The 21,782-nt window shown below is 71.9% G+C and carries 20 protein-coding genes; 8 read left to right on the top strand and 12 right to left on the bottom strand.

What is annotated here, in order from left to right:
• Positions 1-26: 26 nt before the first annotated feature.
• Positions 27-1,067, bottom strand: a complete 1,041-nt coding sequence (locus AB0A74_RS14065) for a M48 family metallopeptidase (protein WP_358249317.1) — start codon at positions 1,065-1,067, stop codon at positions 27-29.
• A 69-nt stretch (positions 1,068-1,136) separates the two neighbouring features.
• Between AB0A74_RS14065 and AB0A74_RS14060 the strand changes: the two genes are divergently transcribed.
• The gene (locus AB0A74_RS14060; protein WP_358249315.1) at positions 1,137-2,069 is read left to right on the top strand and encodes an alpha/beta hydrolase; all 933 of its coding nucleotides are present in this window, start codon (positions 1,137-1,139) and stop codon (positions 2,067-2,069) included.
• Between the two features lie 7 nt (positions 2,070-2,076).
• Here AB0A74_RS14060 and AB0A74_RS14055 read toward each other — a convergent pair whose 3' ends face one another.
• Complete coding sequence (locus AB0A74_RS14055; protein WP_358249314.1) at positions 2,077-2,916, bottom strand: serine hydrolase; 840 nt, start codon at positions 2,914-2,916, stop codon at positions 2,077-2,079.
• Complete coding sequence (locus AB0A74_RS14050; RefSeq protein ID WP_358249312.1) at positions 2,913-3,854, bottom strand: LysR substrate-binding domain-containing protein; 942 nt, start codon at positions 3,852-3,854, stop codon at positions 2,913-2,915. The genes AB0A74_RS14055 and AB0A74_RS14050 overlap by 4 nt, the downstream gene beginning before the upstream one ends.
• 92 nt (positions 3,855-3,946) lie before the next feature.
• On the opposite strand from AB0A74_RS14050, the gene AB0A74_RS14045 reads away from it, so the two are divergent.
• Positions 3,947-4,870, top strand: a complete 924-nt coding sequence (locus AB0A74_RS14045; RefSeq protein WP_358249311.1) for an MBL fold metallo-hydrolase — start codon at positions 3,947-3,949, stop codon at positions 4,868-4,870.
• Here the strand turns inward: AB0A74_RS14045 and AB0A74_RS14040 are convergent.
• Positions 4,867-5,448, bottom strand: a complete 582-nt coding sequence (locus AB0A74_RS14040) for a TetR/AcrR family transcriptional regulator (protein WP_358249309.1) — start codon at positions 5,446-5,448, stop codon at positions 4,867-4,869. The genes AB0A74_RS14045 and AB0A74_RS14040 overlap by 4 nt on opposite strands.
• A gap of 87 nt (positions 5,449-5,535) precedes the next feature.
• Between AB0A74_RS14040 and AB0A74_RS14035 the strand changes: the two genes are divergently transcribed.
• Positions 5,536-6,198, top strand: a complete 663-nt coding sequence (locus tag AB0A74_RS14035; protein ID WP_358249307.1) for a CatB-related O-acetyltransferase — start codon at positions 5,536-5,538, stop codon at positions 6,196-6,198.
• Between the two features lie 9 nt (positions 6,199-6,207).
• Here AB0A74_RS14035 and AB0A74_RS14030 read toward each other — a convergent pair whose 3' ends face one another.
• The gene (locus tag AB0A74_RS14030; RefSeq protein ID WP_358249305.1) at positions 6,208-6,951 is read right to left on the bottom strand and encodes a hypothetical protein; all 744 of its coding nucleotides are present in this window, start codon (positions 6,949-6,951) and stop codon (positions 6,208-6,210) included.
• 349 nt (positions 6,952-7,300) lie between these two features.
• Here AB0A74_RS14030 and AB0A74_RS14025 point away from each other — a divergent pair, with 349 nt between their 5' ends.
• Complete coding sequence (locus AB0A74_RS14025; protein WP_358249303.1) at positions 7,301-9,235, top strand: patatin; 1,935 nt, start codon at positions 7,301-7,303, stop codon at positions 9,233-9,235.
• Here the strand turns inward: AB0A74_RS14025 and AB0A74_RS14020 are convergent.
• The 3 genes from AB0A74_RS14020 to AB0A74_RS14010 form a co-directional block, all read right to left on the bottom strand.
• Positions 9,219-10,025, bottom strand: a complete 807-nt coding sequence (locus tag AB0A74_RS14020; RefSeq protein WP_358249301.1) for an SAM-dependent methyltransferase — start codon at positions 10,023-10,025, stop codon at positions 9,219-9,221. The genes AB0A74_RS14025 and AB0A74_RS14020 overlap by 17 nt on opposite strands.
• A gap of 74 nt (positions 10,026-10,099) precedes the next feature.
• Positions 10,100-11,128, bottom strand: coding sequence for a hypothetical protein (locus AB0A74_RS14015; RefSeq protein WP_358249299.1), 1,029 nt, complete (start codon positions 11,126-11,128; stop codon positions 10,100-10,102).
• A 97-nt stretch (positions 11,129-11,225) separates the two neighbouring features.
• Positions 11,226-11,837: a TetR family transcriptional regulator gene (locus AB0A74_RS14010; RefSeq protein ID WP_358249375.1), complete on the bottom strand. Its 612-nt coding sequence runs from the start codon at positions 11,835-11,837 to the stop codon at positions 11,226-11,228.
• A gap of 211 nt (positions 11,838-12,048) precedes the next feature.
• Here AB0A74_RS14010 and lon point away from each other — a divergent pair, with 211 nt between their 5' ends.
• Positions 12,049-14,400, top strand: coding sequence for an endopeptidase La (lon, locus tag AB0A74_RS14005; protein ID WP_358249298.1), 2,352 nt, complete (start codon positions 12,049-12,051; stop codon positions 14,398-14,400).
• 7 nt (positions 14,401-14,407) lie between these two features.
• Here lon and AB0A74_RS14000 read toward each other — a convergent pair whose 3' ends face one another.
• From AB0A74_RS14000 to AB0A74_RS13990, 3 genes are all read right to left on the bottom strand, one after another.
• Positions 14,408-16,039: a substrate-binding domain-containing protein gene (locus AB0A74_RS14000; RefSeq protein ID WP_358249296.1), complete on the bottom strand. Its 1,632-nt coding sequence runs from the start codon at positions 16,037-16,039 to the stop codon at positions 14,408-14,410.
• Between the two features lie 117 nt (positions 16,040-16,156).
• Positions 16,157-16,636, bottom strand: coding sequence for a hypothetical protein (locus tag AB0A74_RS13995; RefSeq protein ID WP_358249294.1), 480 nt, complete (start codon positions 16,634-16,636; stop codon positions 16,157-16,159).
• 82 nt (positions 16,637-16,718) lie between these two features.
• Positions 16,719-17,540 carry a polysaccharide deacetylase family protein gene (locus AB0A74_RS13990; RefSeq protein WP_358249292.1) on the bottom strand — a complete coding sequence of 274 codons (822 nt, stop codon included), beginning with the start codon at positions 17,538-17,540 and terminating at the stop codon, positions 16,719-16,721.
• A gap of 174 nt (positions 17,541-17,714) precedes the next feature.
• Here AB0A74_RS13990 and AB0A74_RS13985 point away from each other — a divergent pair, with 174 nt between their 5' ends.
• Together AB0A74_RS13985 and AB0A74_RS13980 are read left to right on the top strand one after the other, a co-directional pair.
• Positions 17,715-18,242, top strand: a complete 528-nt coding sequence (locus AB0A74_RS13985) for a YbhB/YbcL family Raf kinase inhibitor-like protein (protein ID WP_358249290.1) — start codon at positions 17,715-17,717, stop codon at positions 18,240-18,242.
• A gap of 42 nt (positions 18,243-18,284) precedes the next feature.
• Positions 18,285-19,661, top strand: coding sequence for a mycothione reductase (locus tag AB0A74_RS13980; protein ID WP_358249288.1), 1,377 nt, complete (start codon positions 18,285-18,287; stop codon positions 19,659-19,661).
• Positions 19,662-19,691: 30 nt separating this feature from the next.
• Here AB0A74_RS13980 and AB0A74_RS13975 read toward each other — a convergent pair whose 3' ends face one another.
• The gene (locus AB0A74_RS13975; RefSeq protein ID WP_358249286.1) at positions 19,692-20,831 is read right to left on the bottom strand and encodes an MFS transporter; all 1,140 of its coding nucleotides are present in this window, start codon (positions 20,829-20,831) and stop codon (positions 19,692-19,694) included.
• A 203-nt stretch (positions 20,832-21,034) separates the two neighbouring features.
• On the opposite strand from AB0A74_RS13975, the gene AB0A74_RS13970 reads away from it, so the two are divergent.
• Complete coding sequence (locus AB0A74_RS13970) at positions 21,035-21,706, top strand: FadR/GntR family transcriptional regulator (RefSeq protein ID WP_358249284.1); 672 nt, start codon at positions 21,035-21,037, stop codon at positions 21,704-21,706.
• Positions 21,707-21,782 lie beyond the last annotated feature (76 nt).

The raw sequence follows: 21,782 nt of genomic DNA, 5'->3' as shown, positions 1-21,782 counted from the left end.
AGTGGCGGTGCTGTCACGCTTTCGGGTTACTCCGCGTCGTCCTTGCCGCCGTTGCCGCCGCCGAACCGCGAACGCACCTTGTCCGCCGCGCCGACCAGCACGTCGCCGACCTCGTTGAGCACCTTGACCAGCGGGTCCTCGGACCGGGCCGCGGACTCCTTGTAGGACCGGGCCGCGTTCTTGATGTCCTCGGTGAACGACGACGTCGGGCGGTCGTCCTCACGGCGCGGGTAGGTGCCGGTGAGGATCTCCCGGTACTCCTCGCCGGCCGCCCACCGCTGGAGCTCCGCGGCGCGCACGACGGCCATCGGGTGGGTCCGCCGCCACGTGTTGGCCAGCTTGAGCACGCTGTCGCGCACGTCCTCGACCTGTTCGTACTCCTTGGCCTGCTTGAGGAACTCGGCCGTGTCCACCTGCGAGACGTCCATGCCGCCCGCCATCGCCACGTGCACCCGCAGCGCGGCGGCCGGGTCCTGGCCGACCAGCAGGCCGGCGCGGTCGCAGCTCAGCTCGGTCTTGCGGTACCACTCGGTGAGCGCCGCGATCACCGCGCGGACCGCCCAGTAGCCGGCGGGCATCCAGCCCAGGCTGTTCTGCAGCTGCATCAGCCGGAACAGGATCGTGCGGTACAGGGCGTGGCCGGACAGCACGTGCCCCATCTCGTGGCCGATCGCGAACCGCAGGCCCTCGGTGTCCAGCAGTTCCACCAGGCCCGTGGTCAGCACGATGAACGGCCGGTCGATGCCCAGCGTCACCGCCTGCGGGTCGGGGTTGCGCTCGATGAACACCTCGGGCACCGGGTCGAGGTCCAACGCCGCCGCGGCCTCCTTCCGCAGCCCGTCGATCATGGGGTACTGGCGCGGCCCGACCCGGATCGCCGACGCCACGTACAACAACCGCTCACCGCGCTCGGTGAACGCCCCCGCCACCGCCTGCAGCACCGGCCCGATGCCCGGCACCGCGCGCAAGACCGCCAACGCCCCCCGGTCGGCCGGGTGCTCGTAGGCCCGCGGGCTGATGCCCGGGAACCGCACGCGCGAACTCGACCGCTCGATCTCCTCGCTCATGGCCTCCACAGTGCCACGGGTGGGCAGCGTCATCTCCCGGAACGGGGATTCCCGATGCACACTGGCGCGGTGAACGCAGACGTGCTCGGCGCCGACTACGAGACCCGGACGCTGCCGCTGGGCGGCGGGGACCTCAGCGCGACCCTGGTCCGCCGCCGCGCCCGGCCGGCGACCCGGGGCGCGGTGCTCTACGTCCACGGCTTCGCCGACTACTTCTTCCAGACGCACGTGGCGGAGCACTTCACCGCGCGCGGCTTCGACTTCTACGCGCTGGACCTGCGCGCGTACGGCCGGTCGCTGAAGGCGGGCCAGACGGCGAACTTCGTGACCGACCTGGCCGAGCACTTCGAGGAGATCGACGCGGCGGTGCGCGTGATCCGCGAGGAGGACGGGCACCACCACCTGGTCGTGATGGGCCATTCGACGGGCGGGCTGATCACCACGCTGTGGGCGCACGAGCGGCGGTCGGGCGGGCTGTTCGACGCGTTGGTGCTCAACAGCCCGTGGCTGGACCTGGCGGAGCCGTGGATCACGCGGACCGTCGGCACGGCGGTGATCCGCGCCGTGGGCCGGATCGCGCCGAAGCTGGTGCTGAAGAAGGGCCTCGGCCCGGTGTACGGCCAGAGCATCCACTCCGACCACCACGGCGAGTGGGACTTCGACACGACGTGGAAGCCGATCGAGGCGTTCCCCGTGCTGGCGGGTTGGTTGCGGGCGGTCCGCCGCGGGCACGCCACGGTCCACCGCGGCTTGGACGTGTCGGTGCCGGTGCTGCTCCTCCGGTCCGCCCGCAGCCACCTGCACGCCAAGACGTGGACGCCGGAGGCGATGAGCGCGGACACCGTGCTGGACGTCGAGCACATGCGGCGGTGGGCGCCGAAGATCGGGTCGCGGGTGACGGTCGTGCAGGTGGAGAACGGGTTGCACGACCTGTTCCTGTCCGCCGGACCCGTGCGCGACCGGGCGCTGGCGGAGATCGACGAGTTCCTGGACTCGATCTGATCGTCGGTCAGCGCAGGTGTTCCACGGCGAGGCGGGCCGCCGTGCCGATGACCGCGTCCGCCGCGGGCACGGTGAACGCCGTGCTCGCGCTGCGCGTGAACACCGCCACCGCGTACCGGCCGCCGTCGGGGTAGGAGACCACGCCGACCTCGTTGCGCACGGTCGGCAGGGTGCCGGTCTTGCCCGCCACCCGGACGTCGTCGAACGGGAAGCCCGACGCGAGCCGGTGCGGCCACACCTGGAGCCCCATGGCGCGGCGGATCGGCTCGTAGCGGTCGTCGCCGAAGACGTGCGCCAGCAACGTGGTCATCTCGCGGGCCGTGCCGCGGTTGGTTCGGGCCGGGTCCAGGGCGCGCAGGCGGGACAGGACCAGCGGGTCGGTCAGGGCGGCGGGGAGTTCGGCGGGCGCGGCGTCCTCGGCCATCGACCGCGTGCAGTCGCGGGCGCTGTGGACGACCGTCGTCTTCGCCAGGCCCAGCTCGCGCAGCACCCGGTTCACCTCGGCCAGGCCGACGACGTCCACGAGCGCGTCGGCGGCGGCGTTGTCGGAGACCGTCATCGCGAGGAAAGCCAGGTCCCGCAACGACATGGTGACCGGGTCGAGCATGCCGCCGATGCCGGTCGGCCCGGTGCTGCGCCCGCCCGGGTCGAGGGTGACCCGCCGGGTGAGGTCCGTCCCGCCGCGCAGCAGGGCCACCACCAGCGGCAGCTTGAAGACGCTGGCCAGCACCACGGGTTCGTCCGCGCCGACCGCCACCTCGCGGGTCGGGTCGGCCAGGTCGACGGCGTGCAGCCGGCCGGTGACCCCGGCGTCGGCGAACGCGGCGCGGACGCGGGCGGCGCTCACGACAGGTACTCCGCGGCCGGGCGCGGGTAGCGCGGGAGGGTGCCCTCGGCGGGCCGCATCCCCTGTCCGGCCAACACTTCCGCGACGGCGTCGGCGAACGCGGTGACCGCCGGGGTGTGCCGGCCGCGCGGCCAGGCGGGCGCGGTCCGCCACAGCAGCGGGGTGCCGCGCAGGGGTCGCCAGGCGAGGTCCGCGGGCGGCGAGACGCCGTCGTGCAACGCGACCGCGCCGCCCGCGAGCACCAGGCCCAGCGCGAACTCGGCGTTGCCCGCCTGGTGCACCTCGGTCGGCGTGTACCCGTGCCGCGCGCACGTGGTGAGCACTTCGTCGTGCAACGCGGGCGCGGTGGCGCGCGGGAACAGCACCAGGCCCAGGCCGTTCAGGTCGGCCAGCCGCACGTCGGGCGCGGCGGCCAGCGGGTGGTCGGCGCGCAGCAGCACGCCCAGCGGGCTGGTCAGCACCTCCCCCAGGCTCAGCCACGACACGTCGAACGGCAGCCGCAGCACGCCGACGTCCAGCGTCCGGTCGGCCAGGGCGCGCAACTGCTCGGCGGTGCCGATCTCGCGCAGCTTCAACTCCACCGGGCTGCGCACCCGGAAGGCGGGCAGCAACGCGGCGACCGCCCGGCCGCCCAGGTCCGGCGGCACGCCCGCGCGCAACGTCCCGGCCTCGCCGCGCCGGAACCGCTCGGCCGACGCGCGCAACCGGTCCTCGCCGGCCAGCACGTCCCGCGCCTCGGGCAGCAGGTGCCGACCGGCGTCGGTGAGGGCGACGCGGCGGGCGTCCCGGTCGAACAGGCGGACCCCGAGTTCGCGCTCCAGGCGCTGGATGCTCTGCGACAGCGGCGGCTGGGACATGTGCAACCGCGCGGCGGCGCGCCCGAAGTGCAGCTCCTCGGCGACCACGAGGAAGTACCGGAGGTGCCGCAGGAGGTCCACGAGCAGCGATGATAGTGGTTCGGATATCGCTGTCCGCGCGATATTGGACTTGGACACGTGCTCGCGCGCGCTGGTGTCCTGGGCTCATGTGCTTGAACAGACGACAGGTGTTGGTCGGGTCCGCGGCGGCGTTGGCGGGTGCGGCGGTCGCGGGATCGGCGGTGCCGGCCTTCGCCGAGGGGCGCAGCGGGGTGTGGCTGCGGTGGCTGGGCGTCGCCGGGTGGGAGCTGACCTTCGCCGGGCGGCGCGTGGTGATCGACCCGTACCTGACCCGGTTGCCGGTGTTCGGCGCGGACGGCGGGTTCATCGAGGACTACCCGCTGACCGTGCGGAAGGACCTGGTCGACCGGCACCTGGCCGAGAAGCCCGAGCTGGTGCTGGTGTCGCACGGGCACTACGACCACATGCTGGAGGCGCCGTACCTGGTGGAGAAGCACGGTTCCCGCGTGATCGGGACCGAGACCCACCGCAACCTCCTGTTGGCACAAGGGGTTCCGGCGGCGAACATCACGCTCGCGTCCGGTGGGGAGCACCTGGACTTCCACGGGTTCACCGTGCAGGCGTTCCGCGGCCTGCACTCGGTGTTCGGCAACTACGGCACGTTCGCGCCCGGCACCCTGACCGCCGTGCCGCGGCGTCCCGAGACGATCGCGGACCTGGTCGAGGGCGGGACGCTGGCCTACCTGGTGGACGTCGGCGGGTTCTCGGTGCTGTTCCTGTCCGGCACGGCGAACTTCATCGAGCGCGAGGTCGCCGGGTTGCGGCCGGACGTGCTGGTGCTGGGGATGAGCGGGCACGCGAACGTCTTCGACTACACGGCGAGGGCGTTGCGCGCGACCCGGCCGCGGGTGGTCGTGCCCAGCCACCACGACGACATGGTGACCCAGCTCGACGACCCGAAGCTCCCGCCGCGCGGCAACCCGGCGGCGGCCGCCGAGCTGGCGGACACGGCCCGGCGGATCGGGTTGGCGACGCGCGTCCTCGACCCGGAGATCCTGCGCTGGTACGAGTTCTAGAGCACCCCGGCCCGTGCGGCGGCCAGTGCTGCGCGGGCCGACCGGCGAGCGGTGTCGTGGTCGAGCGGTTCGCCGGTGACGAAGATCCGGTAGTACAGCGGGGCGCAGGTGAGCCGGACGAGCTCGACGGCGTCGACCTCCTCGGGCAGCTCACCGCGGCGCTGGGCGCGGCGCACGACCTCGGCGGCCTGGGCTTGGCGGGCGGCGTAGAAGTCGCGCTTGGCCGCGCGGGCGCGTTCGGAGTGCAGGGCGGCGGTGACGATCGCCTCGGGCATCGCGCGCAGAGCCGGGTCGGTGAAGGCGTCCACCACTTCGTCGGCGATGGCGATCAGGTCGCCTTCGAGGGTGCCGGTGTCGGGGATCGGCCAATCGGTGTCGCGGGCGTGGTCGAGGGCGTCGGCGATGAGGACGTCGATGGTGGCCCAACGCCGGTAGACGGTGGTCTTGTGCACGCCGGCGCGGGTGGCGACGTTCTCCACGGTGAGCCCGAGGTAGCCGCGCTCGACCAGCTCGGCGTAGGTCGCGGCGAGGACGGCGTCGCGGACGCGGGCGGAACGCCCACCGGGTCTCGTGGTCACGGCGTCGATCCTAAACGCAACTCAGGTTGCTTTTGTGACGGGTTGACGGCATGCTTAACGCAACCTGAGTTGCTTTAAGGAGCCGCCTTGACGTTCATCCCCGACCCGACCACCGTCCACCCGCTGCCCGACCACCCGCGCGTCGTGCTGCTGAAGCCGTTGGTGGACGCGCCGACCATCGAGGTGGGCGAGTACACGTACTACGACGACCCGGAGCACGCGGCGGAGTTCCAGACGCGGAACGTGCTGTACGCGTACGGGACGGAGAAGCTGGTCATCGGGAAGTTCTGCGCCCTGGCGACGGGGACGCGCTTCATCATGGCCGGCGGCAACCACCTGACGTCGGGCGTGTCGACGTTCCCGTTCACGATGTTCGGCGGGGCCTGGCAGACCGAGACGCTGGACCTGGTCACGGGCATGGAGTCACGCGGGGACACCGTGGTGGGCAACGACGTGTGGTTCGGCTACGGGTCCCTGGTCATGCCGGGTGTGCGGATCGGCGACGGGGCGATCATCGCGTCCGGCGCGGTGGTGACGACCGATGTGCCGCCGTACACGGTGGTCGGCGGCAACCCGGCGAAGGCGGTGAAACAACGCTATGCGCCCGACGACGTGAACCGCTTGCTGCGCGCCGCTTGGTGGGACTGGCCGATCGCGTTGGTGACCCAGCACGTGCGCACGATCATGTCCGGGACGCCGTCGGAGATCGAGAAGATCGCCGACGACCACGGCCTGCTGAAGGACTTGTGAGGCGCGCGGTCAGGACGGCGTGATCGTCCAGTCACCGGTGGAGGTGATCTCCACGAGCGCGGGCCCGTCGAACGGCACCGTGCCCTCGTAACCGCCGATGTGGTTGACCGCCAACGCGATCCGCGAGGACTTCACCGAGATGACGTGGACGACGAAGTTGCCCTCGCCGTTGTTGGTGATCCGCGCCTTGGTGGAGTTGCCGGTGAAGATGTGCACGGAGTCGCCGGCTCCGGACATCGGGCCGTCCGACGTGCCGGCCATGTCGAAGCCGCCCACCGTGATGGTCCACGCGCCGGTCGCGGTGACCGTCAAGGTGGTCGAGCGGCTGCCGTCCCGGACGTCCATCCACCGCACGCCGGTGTACGCGCCGATCTCGTTGACCAGCAGGGATTCGAAGCCGTTGGACTTGAGGACGGTGTTGCCGGTGCAGGCCGGGCACTCGAACTTGACGATCTTGACGCCGGCCGGGCGGTCCAGCGTGATCACGTCGTCCCCGGATCCGGTGTAGACGGACGGGGGCGGTGTCGTGGTGGTGGTGGTGGTGGTCGTCGTCGTGGGTTCCGCCGCCACCACCGGCTCTTGGGACGCCGGCGCCGACGAGGCCGCCGGTTGCGCGGTCTTGGTGCTCGACGGCGGCGTGACGGCAGCCGCGGCGACCATGAGGACGACGATCCCGCCCACCACCCACGGCCACTTGGGCGACTTCTTCCGCGGCGGCACGGGCTGGGGCGGCATGAAGCCCTGGGGCGGCATGAAACCCTGGGGCGGCGGAGGTGGCGGTCCCCACGGCGGCGACTGCGGCCCTTGCTGCGAGTGCTGCGGGCCGTGCGGTGCGTACTGCGGCCCGTCTCCGGGCGGCGGGTACGAGTACCCCGGTGGTGGTTGAGTCATGGCGACACCCGTGTTCCTCGGCACCGCCGTTCGGTGGCCGGTTGTCACCTCCTTCGCGGCGCACGCGCTCGGCGTTATGGGCCCGTCCGCCAACCACCCGATCGGTTGAACGCGCGCACCGAGGCGCGCCGGTCGTCGGTCGGCCAGCCTATTGGTCTAGCGACGCCCCGGCTCGGTGGCGCGATCATTGAGCCGTACCGAGGAGGTCGCCATGGGCGATGACCGCGAGGAGTTCAACCGGTACTGCGACGTCACCATGCGGGGTGGGGCGGCCAGTGGGGTCGTCTACCCGTGGGCCGTGGTGGAACTGGCTCGGCATTACCGGTTCCGGTCGTTGGGGGGCGCTTCCGCCGGGGCCATCGCCGCCGCCTTCACCGCCGCCGCCGAGAAGGGGCGCGACGCGGGCGGGTTCGGGAAGTTGGCGGACGTCATCCGGTGGTTCGCCCACCCGGACTGGCGGCTCGCCCAGCTCTTCCAGCCCAGCGAGCACACCCGCAAGCTCTACCGGATCGTCGCCGCCTCCATGCAGTCCCGCGACACCACCGGCCGCAGCGCCACCACGTGCCTGGTCCTCGCCCTCCTCGGCGCGATCGGGTTCCGGGCCAAGATCGCGCTCGCGCTCGTGCTCGCGCTGTGGCTGGTCGGCCCGACGGCCTGGTTCCTCGCCGTGGACTGGGGCACCACGCCGTCCTGGGTGCTCATCGCCCTCGTCGTCACCGTGCTCGTCGTCGTGCCAGGCGTGCTCCTCCGCGTCCGCCCGAAACGCAGGACCCGCAAGAACACCGCCCTCACGTGGCTGCGCCGCCTGGGCACGGCCGTCCTGCTCGTCCTGCCGCTCATCCCGATCTACCTCGCCACCCGCTGGACCACCCCCAGCCTCGCCTCCGCCGCCACCGCCACGGCCTGGTGGCTGGTGCTCGGGTTCGCCTTCGTCAGCGCGGTGGCGACGACCTACCTCCTCGGCGCCCAGCGGTTCCTCACCGGCAAGGCGCAGACGATCCACTTCGGACTGGTCCCGGGCACCGGCGCGTTCACCGCGAACTTCTGGGACCGGCGCTGCGGCGTCCCGCGCTCCACGGGCGTGCCGCCGATGAGCGACTGGTTCGCCGACCGCCTGGACGACCTCGCCGGCACGGAGAACCTGAAGTTCTCCGACCTCACCACGAACCTCGTCCTGATGACGACCGACCTGTCCGAAAGCCGCCCCTACCGCCTGCCGTTCAGCGAGCCGCAACCCGAGTGGCTCTACTGCACGCGGTGCCTCAACAACGTTGTCCCCCAACGGATCACCGACGCGCTCAACGGCGCCGAGACCCCGCACGCCTGCCCGTTGGACGGCACACCCCTGCGCACCCTGCCGCACGACCTGCCGGTGGCGCTGGCCGTCCGGATGAGCATGCCGATGCCCGGCCTGATCGCCGCCGTCCCGCTGTGCCGCGCGGAACCCGAGCCGCGCGTGCACTGGTTCTCCGACGGCGGCATCACGAGCAACTTCCCGATCCACTTCTTCGACAGCCTGCTGCCGCGCTGGCCCACGTTCGGCCTGACGCTCGGCGGGTTCCGCGGCTCCAAGGACCCGGTGTGGCTGCCCGAACAGGACTCCTCCACCGCCGGCACGCCCCACCGCGACCTCGACCGGCCGCTCCGGTTCGCCACCGCGATCCTGGACACCATGCTGGACTGGCGCGACACCATGCAGTCCGCGCTGCCCGGCTACCGAGGCCGCATCGCGCACATCCGGCTGGCCGACGGCGAGGGCGGCACGAACCTGTTCATGCCGCCCGACACCATCCTGGCCCTCGCCGAACGCGGCCGGCTCGCGGGCGCGCTGCTGCGCGACCGGTTCACCGCCGACGACGCCGAGAAGACCGACCGCTACCGCTGGATCCGGATGCGGCTGGCGATGCGCGAGTACCAGCAACTCGCCGACCAGGCCCGGCAGCGCGCCGACCTCTACAAGGACCTCGCCGAGGACTACCCGATCCCCGAGGACCTGCACGAGTGGTTCGACACGCCGCCCGCCGGCGCCGACCCGCACGGGCCCGACGTCATCCTCACCCTGGACGGCCTGGCGGGACTGCGGCCGGGCCCGTTCGACGGCGAGCCGCCGGTGGACCCGGACCTGCGCCTCACGCCCCCGGAATAGGCTTGCGGCCCACGCCGACGTACGCGCTGATGTAGGCGTCGTCGGAGTCCGGCCGCCACTCCGGCAGCGCCACCACGCCCGGCTCGACCACGTCGAACCCGGTGAAGAACGCCGCGATCTCCTCGTGCGACCGCAACGCCAGCGGGCTGTCGGTGCGGCGGTAGATCGCCTTGATCCGCTCGGTGTCCTGGATGCCGTCCCGCGGGACGCCCTCCAGGCTGCCGTGCGACAGGGCGAGCCAACTGCCCGCCGGCAGCGCGTCGCGGTAGCGCGCCACGGCCTTGCCCGGCTCGTCCGAGTCCGGCACGAAGTGCAGCACCGCCACCATCAGCAACGCGATCGGCCGGTCGAAGTCGAGCACGTCCCGGGCGGCTTCCAGGACGGTGTCCACCTCGCGCAGGTCGGACTGGACCGCCGTCGCGCCCGGGTTGTCGGCCAACAGCGCGGTGCTGTGCGCGACGGCGACGGGTTCGACGTCCACGTACAGCACGCGCGCCGACGGGTTGGCCTGCTGGGCGATCTCGTGCACGTTGCCGACGGTCGGGATGCCCGAGCCGAGGTCGAGGAACTGGTCCACGCCCTGCTCCACCAGGTAGCGCACGGCGCGGCGCAGGAACGACCGGTTGGCGCGGGCGGCGCCGGACATGCCCGGGTAGATCCGCTCGACCGACTGGGCGGCCTCGCGGTCCACGGCGAAGTTGTGCGACCCGCCCAGGTAGTAGTCGTACATGCGGGCCGCGCTCGGGCGCCCCAGGTCCACCGACGCCGGCACCCAGCTTGCCTGCTCCATGCCACTTCCCCTCGACGTTGCGCGAACCGCGTGATCGTCGCGGAGGGGCAAACCGGGCACAACCCCTGAACGGGCTACGCGCCGGGCGTGACGATGGAGACGTTGTACTTGGCCTGCACCCGGCCCCACGTCTCGGCGAAACCGTACGTGCTGTTCGCGGCGATCACGTGACCGCGGATGGCGACGCTGGAGTCCTGGAACTTCGTGTAGAACGGGGCTCCCGAGTCGCCGCCGGTGTTGAGGACGCCGCCCTTGAAGGCCGCGACCGGCTTCCGGCACGTCTCGCCGTAGTTGCACACCTCGGCGTCCAGGCTGACCACGCCGTGGCCGCACTGCTCGCCGGTGCTCCGGCCGCTGTGGCAGTAGGTGTAGACGTACTTGATCGGGTTGGAGGCCGTCGCCACCGGGGCCGAGGTGGTGCTGTTGGTCCCGCCGACGTAGATGTTGCCGGAGTAGGTCTTGCCACCGATGAGGGCCATGTCGTGGGCCGGGTAGCCGTCGAGGCTCACGCTGCCCAGGTGCTCGGGGGTGTTCTGGGTGTTGTTGGGGCTGTTCTCGACCCAGACGCTCTGCCCGTTGTCGTAGCAGTGGCCCGCGGTCACCAGGAACTTCTTGGCCATCGCGTTCTTCACCGCGTACCCGGTGGTGCAGGGCGGGTCGTTGTAGTACTGGATGCCCGCGCCGCCGTAGAAGGGCGCGGAGTCGTACTTGCGGCTGGCGGCGGTGTTGAGCACGGGGTCCGCGATGACGGTCACGTGGTCGGCGTGCTCGCCGACGAGCGTCGCGACCACGTCGCGCGGCGCGTCCGTGAGCAGCACGGCCTTGCCGATCGTCGGGTCGGTGAAGGTCGTGAAGCTGTGGCGGGAACCCGCGGCCAGCTGCTCGTGGACGCGCGCCCGGACGGCCTCGTTGGCCGCGGTGACCTCCGGGCGCTCTTCGAGCACGGGCGCGTTCGCGGCTTCTTCCGCCAGGGCGCGCTCGTAGTAGGCGCTGTCGTGGGGCAGGGTCTGCTCGGTCTTCCCGGTGGTGCCCTGGGCCGGGGTGACCACCGCGGCGAGGACGGCCGCGGCGGCCAGGGTGGTGCGGATGAACGGGATTCGCACTTCGACTCCTCTGATCGGGTTCGCGCGGCCCGTGGGCCGCGTTCGCGAGGAGGAGCCGGCACGGCGGGGGTCGATACGAGTCGTTCACCCGGAAGGATTACGGGCCAGCCCGGAACGGGGTGGTCGGTTCATCCGGTTGGCCGAGCAGGAGGCGGTCCACCAGGGCCGTGACCAGGTCTCGGCGTTGGTCTTCGGTGAGCAGGTCGGGCAGGGTCAGGCGGTCCATGATCAGCCAGTTCAGCGCCAGCCAGAGCAGGACGACCGTGGTGCCGTCGCCGGGGAGGCCGGACTTCTCGTGGTACTCGACGTTGAACTCCACGTCCTGGCGGATGCGGCGGGTCAGGACCTCGCGCAACTCCGGGCGGCGGGTGGCCTCCAGGCGCAGTTCGAGCAGGGCGAGGAACCCGGTCGGGAACGCGGCCACGCGGTCCACGAGTTCGTGCATCAGCTCGGTGACCCGCTCGCGGTCCCGGGCCCCGGTCAACCCGCCCGCGATGACGTCCTCGTCCACCAACCGCTCGTACACGCGCTCGCCGGCCTGCTTGAGCAGGTCGTCGCGGTTGGCGAAGTAGTTCGAGGCGGTGCCCGCGGGCACCTCGGCCTGCTGGTCGACGGCGCGGAACGTCAGGCCACGCGCGCCTTCCCCGGCCAACACCTCGATCGCGGCGTCGAGCAACGCCGCCCTCCGCTCCGGATTGCGCCGCACCACAGCCACCACTCCACTCACCCGTGAACCACTCCAGACAAAGTACTACAGCCGAAGTTTTTGCTATGGCCTGGCACGGATTCCGCGCGCGATCCGTTGACGGGAAGGCGGCCTTCCGAGGCCTCCGCCCGCATCGCTGAGAGCGAACGCCCTGGGGAAACAATCCTCCGCTCACGTTGGTTGAGCCGTACAGACTCAACTTTGGAGGATCGACATGGGTGAGACGTTGGCGCTTCCGGTGCTGCCGCTGGACGACGTGGTCGTGCTCCCCGGCATGGTCGTCCCGATCCGGCTCACCGGCTCGGACGCCGCGGCCGAGGCGCGCGCCGCCGTCGAAGCCGCCTCCGCGGCGGACGGCGAGACCCGGGTGTTGCTGGTGCCCCGGTTGGACGGCAAGTACGCCAAGGTCGGCACGCTGGCCGTCGTGGAGCAGGTCGGGCGGCTGTCCGGCGGCGAGCGCGCGGCCGTCGTGCGCGGCACCGAGCGGGTGCGGATCGGGACCGGCACCACCGGGCCGGGCGCGGCGCTGTGGGTCGAGGCGACGGTGGCCGACGAGCCGCCCGCGGACGACCGCACCCGCGAACTGGCCCGCGAGTACCGCGCGCTGGTCACCACCATCCTCCAGCAGCGCGGCGCGTGGCAGGTCGTGGACTCGGTGCAGCAGGTGGACGAGCCGTCCGCGCTGGCCGACCTCGCGGGCTACGCCTCCTACCTGACCGACGAGCAGAAGATCTGGCTCCTGGAGACCAGCGACGTCGCGCAGCGGCTGGAGAAGCTGCTCGAATGGGGCCGCGAGCACCTGACCGAGCTGGACGTGGCCGAGACGATCCGCAAGGACGTCAAGGAGGGCGTGGAACGCCAGCAGCGCGAGTTCCTCCTGCGCCAACAGCTCGCCGCCATCCGCAAGGAGTTGGCCGAGCTGGACGGCAAGCCCGCCACCGAGGAGCAGGACTACCGGGCCCGCGTCGAGGGCGCGGACCTGCCCGAGCACGTTCGGAAGGCCGCCCTGTCCGAAGTGGACAAGTTGGAGCGCACGTCCGACCAGTCCCCCGAGACCGGGTGGATCCGCACCTGGCTGGACACCGTCCTCGACCTGCCGTGGAACGAGCGCACCGAGGAGACCTACGACATCGCCGGCGCACGCGCGGTGCTCGACGCCGACCACGCGGGCCTGGACGACGTGAAGGAGCGCATCACCGAGTACCTGGCGGTGCGGCGGCGCCGGGCCGACCGCGGCCTGGGCGTCGTCGGCGGTCGGCGCAGCGGCGCGGTGCTCGCGCTGGTCGGCCCGCCCGGTGTCGGCAAGACGTCGCTGGGCGAGTCGGTGGCCAAGGCGATGGGCCGCAAGTTCGTCCGCGTGGCGCTGGGCGGCGTGCGCGACGAGGCCGAGATCCGCGGCCACCGCCGCACGTACGTCGGCGCGCTGCCCGGCCGGATCGTGCGGGCCATCTCCGAGGCGGGCTCGATGAACCCGGTCGTCCTGCTCGACGAGATCGACAAGGTCGGCGCGGACTACCGCGGCGACCCGACCGCGGCGCTGCTGGAGGTCCTGGACCCGGCCCAGAACCACACCTTCCGGGACCACTACCTGGAGGTCGAGCTGGACCTGTCGGACGTGGTGTTCCTGGCCACGGCCAACGTCCTGGAGTCCATCCCCGGCCCGTTGCTGGACCGCATGGAACTGGTGCAGCTCGACGGGTACACCGAGGACGAGAAGGTCACCATCGCCCGTGACCACCTGCTCCCGCGGCAGGTCGAGCGGGCCGGGCTGACGCCCGAGGACGTGACGGTCTCCGAGGACGCGCTGCGCAAGCTGGCCGGCGAGTACACCCGCGAGGCGGGCGTCCGCCAGTTGGAGCGCTCGCTGGCCCGGGTGCTGCGCAAGGTCACCGCCCGCGTGGCCCTGGACGAGGCGTCCCTGCCGGTCGCGGTGGACGTCCCGGACCTCAAGGGCTACCTGGGTTCGCCGAAGTTCACGCCGGAGTCCGCGGAGCGCACGGCGGTGCCGGGCGTCGCGACCGGCCTGGCGGTGACCGGCGCGGGCGGGGACGTCCTGTTCGTGGAGGCGTCGCTGGCGTCGGAGGGCACCGGCTCGGCCGGCGTCACGCTGACCGGCCAGCTCGGCGAGGTCATGAAGGAGTCCGCGCAGATCGCCCTGTCGTACTTGAAGTCCCACGACAAGCGGGCGGCGGCGCTGGCCGAACGCGGCGTGCACATCCACGTCCCGGCGGGCGCGGTGCCCAAGGACGGGCCGTCGGCGGGCGTGACGATGACCACGGCCCTGGCGTCGCTGCTGTCGGGCCGGCCGGTGCGCTCGGACGTGGCGATGACCGGCGAGGTGTCGTTGACGGGTCGGGTGCTGCCGATCGGCGGGGTGAAGCAGAAGCTGCTCGCCGCGCACCGGGCCGGGATCACGACGGTGCTGCTGCCCCAGCGCAACGAGCCGGACCTGGACGACGTGCCGGAGTCGGTGCGGGAAGCGCTGACCGTGCACCTGGTGGCCGACGTCCGGGAGGTGCTGGACCTGGCGCTGGAACGGGAAGCGGCCGCGGCGGTCGCCGCCTGACCCGGTCCTAGCGGAGGTTGCAGAGTTCGAGCGGGGTCCCTTCGGGGGTTCGGCACGGCAGGTAGCCCGCGTCCTTCATCCGGACGCGGGCTTCGTCGTGTTCCAGCACGTACCGGAGGAACCGGCCCGGCAACGCGCCCCCGTCCGGCGTCCCCTTGGTGTAGAGGTACTCCACCGTCCAGAACGGGTAGCCCGCCTCCACGCCCACCGAGGCGTCGAACACCTTGCCGTCCAACGACAGCGCGGTCATCCGGTCGGTCTTGCGGGCCTCCGCCACCGAAGGCGCGTCGGCGTACCCGATAGCGCCCTCGACGGCCCCGATCTCCCGCACCACGTCGGCGTTCTTGTCGCGTTCGCACCTGATCACCGGCGCTTGCGGGGCCCGGTCCCTGGTCCGGCAGTCGTCCGAGGTCAGCGCGCCCTCACCGGTGCCCAGGACGCGTTGTTCGAACAGCTCGCGCGTGCCGGACTCGCCGCCGCGCCCGACTATCCGGATGGGCAACGGGTCCCCGCCGCGCAGCTGGCTCCAGTCGGTGTACGCGCCGGAGTAGATGCCCTTCAACTGGTCCAGGCTGATCGTGTCCAGGCCCACCGAGCTGTGCACGACCACGTGGTACACCACGATCGCCGCCTGTTGGGCCACCACGTCCGGCACGTCCTGCTTGCCGTCCGACAGGGCGATCGCCGCGGTCCCCGCCGCCACCGAGCGGACGCCGGCGATGCTGCCGTTCGGGTCGGTCACCACGTCCGCGTCCGGGCACGCCCTCCGGTACTGCTCGGCGATCTTCGCCATGGTCGGCATGAACACGCTCGACCCCTCGACGCGCAACGACCCGCTCCCGCAGGCCACCGACGCGTCGGACGACGGCGGCGCCCACGCCAGGGTCACCACGAGCACCCCCGCCAGGACCGCGGCCAGGCCACCGGTCAGGCGGGGCAGGGTGAGCACGCGCTCCTGCTTCTCGTCGTGCAGGACCCCGGCCCCGCCGAGGCTGCCGGTGATCTTGACCTCCTTGCCGATCTCGCCTGCGGGGTTGGTGTCGGGCTCGCGCAGGACCACCAGCAGCTTGAACTTCTGCTTGCGGCGCAACGTCAACGACTCCAGGCGGACGCCGTGCCACACCGGTTCCACGACCGCGCGCGGTCGGTCGCCGCCGTTGCGGAACAGGCGGGTCAGGCTTTGGGCCACCCGGTCGCGCACGGTCGGCAGGGGGACGCGCAGCTCGTCGCGGCCGAAGAACTGGAGGCTGCGGCGCACCTCCTCGCGCAGCTGTTCCGACCCGGCCTCGGACACCCGCGCGTTCCACACGACCCGGTCGCCGAAGGTGAAGGTCAACGGCTTGTCGAAGTCGTCCGGGTCGATGTCGTAGTTGCCGCTGTTGCGGACGCGGACCACCACGATGCTCATCCGCTCCAACTGGTGCACCAGCTCGCGCAGTTGGGGCGCCTGGGAGTCGGTGCCGTCGTGCAGCTGGTCGGGACCCAGGCCGATCTTGGAGTTGTAGAGCACGCGGAAGCCCAGTCGCTTGCGGCGCACGAACAACCGGTCGATGAGCGGCGTCGCGAAGAGCAGGCCGATGGCCAGCGCCACCGGGCCGGGGCCGCCGAGGAAGTCCAGCGCGGACCGCAGGATCTGCACACCGAATTCTGCGTCGCCGGCTCACCCCGGCCCGGCCGATGGCGGGACGTTCACCCGGACTTCACCTGTCGGCAAGGGGGTCCCGGACGGACGGGACCCCCTTGCCCTCGCAGGACGTCAGTGACCGACGTCGATGACCACGCGGGTCGGGCCGCTCAGCAGGAACACGCGGTGCCACGACTCGCGGCGCATCCCCAGCCCGACGGTCAGGTTGGCCTCGAAGTCGCCGGTGATCGCCACGGCCTGGACGTTGACCAGGGACGGCGTGGTGAACTGCCGGGGACCGGTGTAGGTGGGGTCGCCGCTGTCGTCGTGCGCGGCGGCGGGGAAGGACCGCACCTCCAGGAAGGTGCTGCCCGGCAACGACACCGGCGCGCCGCTGCCGTCGTAGCGGAGCTGGTCCACGCACCGGATGAAGAACTCCGGGCGCGGCCCGTCCAGGTCGAGCACGACCCGGTCGAACGTGTCGTGCCGCCCCACCCGGATGCCGGTCAGCTCCGGGGTGGTGGGGCCGGCGGTCGCCGCGGCGGGCACCGCGACGCCGACGGCGAGCAGGGCCAGGGCGAGGACGACGAGTTTTCTGAGGCGGCTGGTCATGTGGCTGCCCTCCTGGGGCGGGGCCCGGCTGGCTGCCGGGAGTCACCCCCTAAGACGTGTCACGGGTCACACGGTTGCGCCGTCAGGGTTGTGTCGTGGACAGGAAGTCCTCCAGGGGCACCGGGGTCAGGCCGTGGGCCTTGCAGTGCTCCAGGAACGCCAGGAAGTCCTCGACGAACGTGTGCCGGAAGTGCATGAGGACGATGTCGCCCGGGACGAGCTTGGTGCCGGCCTGGAACTGCACGACCCCGTCGTTGACCGCCGCGGTCCACATGACCAGCGCCTTGAAGCCGCAGTCGGTGGCCGCCTTGCGGGTGGTGGCGTCGTGGTTGCCGAACGGCGGGCGGAACAGCGTCGGCCGGACCCCGGTCTGCTGCTGGAGGTAGTCGGCGTTGCCGCAGATCTCCTGCTTCTGGAACTCGTAGCCCTTGCCCATCAGGTTCGGGTGGTTCGCGGTGTGCGAGTGGACGGCGGCCTTGGCGTCGTCCTGGAACGCCTTGAAGAACGCGGGCTGCTCCACCACGTGCTTGGTGTTGAGGAACAGCGACGGCCGCGTGCCCGACTTCTTCATCAGCTCCAGCGCCGCCGGGTGCCGGACCGCGCCGTCGTCGATGGTGATGAACACGTACGGCTTGTCGGTCTGGATGCGCCGGACCACCGGCAACAGGCCGTCCTGGCTCGCGGGGACCTTGGCCTGCGGGGTGCCGTACTCGTAGGGGTGCTGGAACACCGGCACCGTCGTGCCGCCGGGACCGGGCACCGCCGTGGGCGGGGTGGTCGTGGTGACGGTGGTGGTCGTGGTGGTGGTCGCCGCCGAGGAGGTGCGCTGGGCCGCGGGCTCGGGCGCGCAGGCGACGGTGACGACGGCCAGGGCAGCGGCGACCGCCACGCCGATTCTTCGCATTGTCGGGAGTCCCCCCAAGTAAAGATCCGCCCCTGAAAGATCCGCCGCCGGCGCGGCGGCCCCTGGTATTGGAGACGGTCCGAGCGCCGCTCGGGTTGCGCGGTGATGGATTCGCAACCAATGTTCACCCGACCGATAAGGTCGAGCGAGAACCGCTTGGGTGGAGGACCACAGATGAGCCTTGAGCGCCCCGTCGCTCCCGACCCCTACTCCCTGCTCCCGGCCGTGGCGTCGTTCGACGTCACCTCGACCGACGTGCGCGACGGCGCGACGCTGCCCGACGCGCACGTGCACGCGGAGGGCGACACCTCGCCCCAGCTGAGCTGGTCGGGCTTCCCCGCCGAGACCAAGAGCTTCGTGGTCACGTGCTTCGACCCGGACGCGCCGACGCCGTCGGGCTTCTGGCACTGGGTGGCGGTGAACCTGCCGGTGTCGGCGACCTCGCTGGAGACCGGCGCGGGCAAGTCCGACGACGGCCTGCCCGGCGACGCGTTCCACGTGCGCAACGACTACGGCACCCGCTCGTTCGGCGGCGCCGCGCCGCCGCCCGGCGACCGGGCGCACCGGTACTACTTCGTGGTGCACGCGGTGGACGTGGACGCGTTGGACGTCACGCCGGACTCGTCGCCGGCGGTGGTCAGCTTCAACCTGGCCTTCCACACGCTGGCGCGCGCCGTGCTGGTCGCGACCTACGCGGCCTGAGGTGGGGGAATGAGCGCCTCACGTCGTGGGTTGGAGCACGACGTGAGGCACTTCGACCTGGTCATCATCGGCACCGGCTCCGGCAACTCCATCGCGGACGAGCGATTCGCGGACTGGGACATCGCGATCGTCGAGAAGGGCGTGTTCGGCGGCACGTGCCTGAACGTCGGGTGCATCCCCACGAAGATGTTCGTGCACACCGCCGACGTCGCCGCCACACCCCGGGCCGGTGGCCGGCTGGGCGTGGACCTGGCGCTGGAGGGCGTGCGCTGGGCCGACGTGCGGGACCGGATCTTCGGCCGCATCGACCCCATCTCCGAGGGCGGCAGGCGGTGGCGGGCGGAGGAGAACGCCAACGTCACCGTGTACACGGGGACGGCCCGGTTCGTCGGCCCGAAGACCCTGGACACCGGCACCGGCGAGGTGATCACGGCGGACCGCTTCGTGATCGCGGCCGGCTCGCGCCCGGTGGTGCCGGAGGTCGCGGACCTGGCGTCGGTCGGCTACCACACCAGCGACACCGTCATGCGCCTGGAGGAGCTGCCCCGGCGGCTGACCATCCTGGGCTCGGGTTTCGTGGCGGCGGAGTTCGCGCACGTGTTCTCGTCGTTCGGCGTCGAGGTCACCGTGATCGCCCGCTCGGACCTCCTCCTGCGCCACGAGGACCGCGAGGTCGCCGAGCGCTTCACGGCGCTGGCGGCGGAGAAGTGGGACGTGCGCCTGAGCCGCAAGGCCGTGCGGGCGGAACGCGCCGCCGACGGCACGGTCCGCCTGCACCTGGAGGGCCCGGCCGGCGCCGAGGTCGTCGAGTCGGACGAGCTGCTGGTGGCGGTGGGCCGCAAGCCGAACTCCGACCTGCTGGACCTGGCCGCGACGGGCGTCGAGGTGCACCCGGACGGCCGGATCGTGGTGGACGAGTTCCAGCGGACCTCCGTCGAGGGCATCTGGGCGATGGGCGACATCAGCTCGGAGTACCAGCTCAAGCACGTGGCCAACCACGAGGCGCGGGTCGTGCAGCACAACCTGCTCCACCCGGAGTCCCCGATCGCCGCGGACCACCGCTTCGTCCCGGCGGCGGTCTTCTCGTCCCCGCAGGTGGCGTCGGTCGGCTTGACGGAGGAGCAGGCGGGCGCGCGGGGCGTCCGGTACGTGGCGGCGTCGCAGGCGTACGCGTCCATCGCCTACGGCTGGGCGATGGAGGACACGACGGGCTTCGCGAAGGTCCTGGCCGACCCGGCGACGGGGCGGATCCTGGGGGCGCACGTCATCGGCCCGCAGGCGTCGTCGGTGATCCAGCCGATCATCCAGGCGATGAGCTTCGGCCTGGACGCGCGCACCATGGCGAGGGGCCAGTACTGGATCCACCCGGCGATGCCCGAGGTGATCGAGAACGCCCTGCTCAACCTGCCCCTGGACTGACCCGCTGGACCGACCCGCGGGCCGCCCGCGTCACACCGTGCGCGGGCGGCCGGCGATCCAGCCCAGGGTCGTCAGCAGCGCCAGGAGGCCGACCAGCAGGAGCATCGACACGGTCCACGTGCCCGTCGCGCCCCGCAGCACGCCGAACGCGAAGGGTCCGGTCGCCGAGATCAGGTAGCCGATCGACTGCGCCATCGCCGACAGCCGGGCGGTGTCCGCCGTCGAGGACGTGCGGAGCGAGATCATCACCAGGGCCAGCGGGAACATGCCCATGCCCAGGCCCACCAGCACGACCCACAGGCCCGGAGCCGCCGCCGGAGCCAGCGCCAACCCGGCGACACCGGCCATCGACAGCAGCCCCAGACCCAGCACCAGACCGGACTGGCTGGGACGCCGGGCCGCCAGCGGCGGGACGATCAGGCTCACCGGAACGCCCAGCACCATCGTGATGGCCAGCAGCAGCCCGGCGGTCGTCCGGTCCACGCCCGCGTCACCGAGGATCTGCGGCAGCCACCCCATGACCGTGTAGGCCAGCAGCGACTGCAAGCCGAAGAACACCGTGATCACCCAAGCCAACGGGCTGCGCACCAACGAACGCTTTCGAGCGGCGCCACGTGACGAGGACGTGCGCACCGGCGTGCCGTGCCGAGCACCCGCCAGCCACACCACCAACGCCGCCAGCGACAGGAACGCCCACGCCCCCACCGCGAGCCGCCACGAGCCCAGCCACGACTCCAGACCGGGCGTGAAAGCCGCGCCCAGCGCGGCGCCGGCCGCGAGGGCCGCCGTGTAGACACCGGTGATCAGGCCGACCCGCCCGGGGAAGGAGTCCTTGACGACCACGGGGATCAGGACGTTGCACACGGCGATCCCGGCGCACGCGATGAACGTGCCGCCCAGCACCACCGCCGGACCGTCGACCACCCGCAGCACCAGACCGGCGGTCAGCACCAGGAGCGACAAGCCGACCGCCCGCGCCATCCCCAGCCGACGCCCCAACCAGGGGGCCAGGAAGGCCGCGAAGCCGAAGCACAGCGTCGGCACGGCGGTGAGCAGGGACGTCCAGGCCGTCGAGACGCCGAGCGAGCCGCGCACGTCGCCGAGCACGGAGGCGAGGCTCGTGACGGCCGGCCGCAGGTTGGCGGCGGCCAGCGCTACGCCGATCGCCAACAGGGTGCTGCCGACCAGGGCAACTTGGCGATTCGTTGCCGCGGACCCGGCGGCCGTACCAGAAGGATGGACCGCGATCGTCGCATTGGCACCGGCATCAGTGGCAATGTGAACCTTCGACGGTGTCCGGTCTGGCTGGGTCTGCTGGATCGTCACCGGACTACTATCGCAGACATGGGATGTTCGGATGAAAGGACGACGCTGTGCCGTTGGCCACTACCCGACGGGCCGGACTCGTCGACCAGGTGATCGACCAGATGCGGGGCGCGATCGCCGGCGGTGAATGGCCGGTGGGCCGGCGGATCCCGCCGGAACCCGAATTGGTCAACGCCCTCGGCGTGGGCCGCAACACCGTGCGGGAGGCGGTGCGTGCGCTGTCCCACGCGGGGCTGCTGGAGGTCAGACAGGGCGACGGCACGTTCGTGCGCGCCACCAGCGAACTGTCCGGCGCGGTGCGCCGGCTGTGCGGCAGCGAGCTGCGCGAAGTGCTCCAGGTGCGACGGACGCTGGAAGTCGAGGGGGCTCGGCTGGCCGCGACCGAACGCACCGACGAGGAGCTGACCCGCCTGGCCGCGCTCCTCGCGGAACGCGACGCCGCCCTGGCCGCCAAGGACTGGGACCGCCTGGTCGAGCGCGACGCCGCGTTCCACCTGATGCTCGTGCAGTGCTCGCACAACAACCTGCTGTACCAGCTCTACCAGGGCTTGACGGAGGCGGTCCGGGCGAGCATCACGGCGACGGTCGAGACCGACCACGAGGACGACCACGTGTCCCACGCAGGCCTCCTGGACGCGGTCCGCGACCGCGACCCGGCGCGGGCCGCCGCGGAGGCGGGCGGGTTCCTGGAGGAGCTGTTGGAACGCCACAAGGACTGAACGAGCCGGGCGGGGACCTCCCACGGCGGCGGATGAATCCTTGGGAGGTCCCCTGGGTGGTGGCTTCCGGGTGCCC

Source organism: Saccharothrix sp. NPDC042600, from assembly GCF_040647305.1.
In the GTDB taxonomy this organism is placed as follows: domain Bacteria; phylum Actinomycetota; class Actinomycetes; order Mycobacteriales; family Pseudonocardiaceae; genus Actinosynnema; species Actinosynnema mutabilis.
Note: the sequence above shows the minus strand (reverse complement) of the source record. Positions and strands in the feature narration are given on the sequence as shown.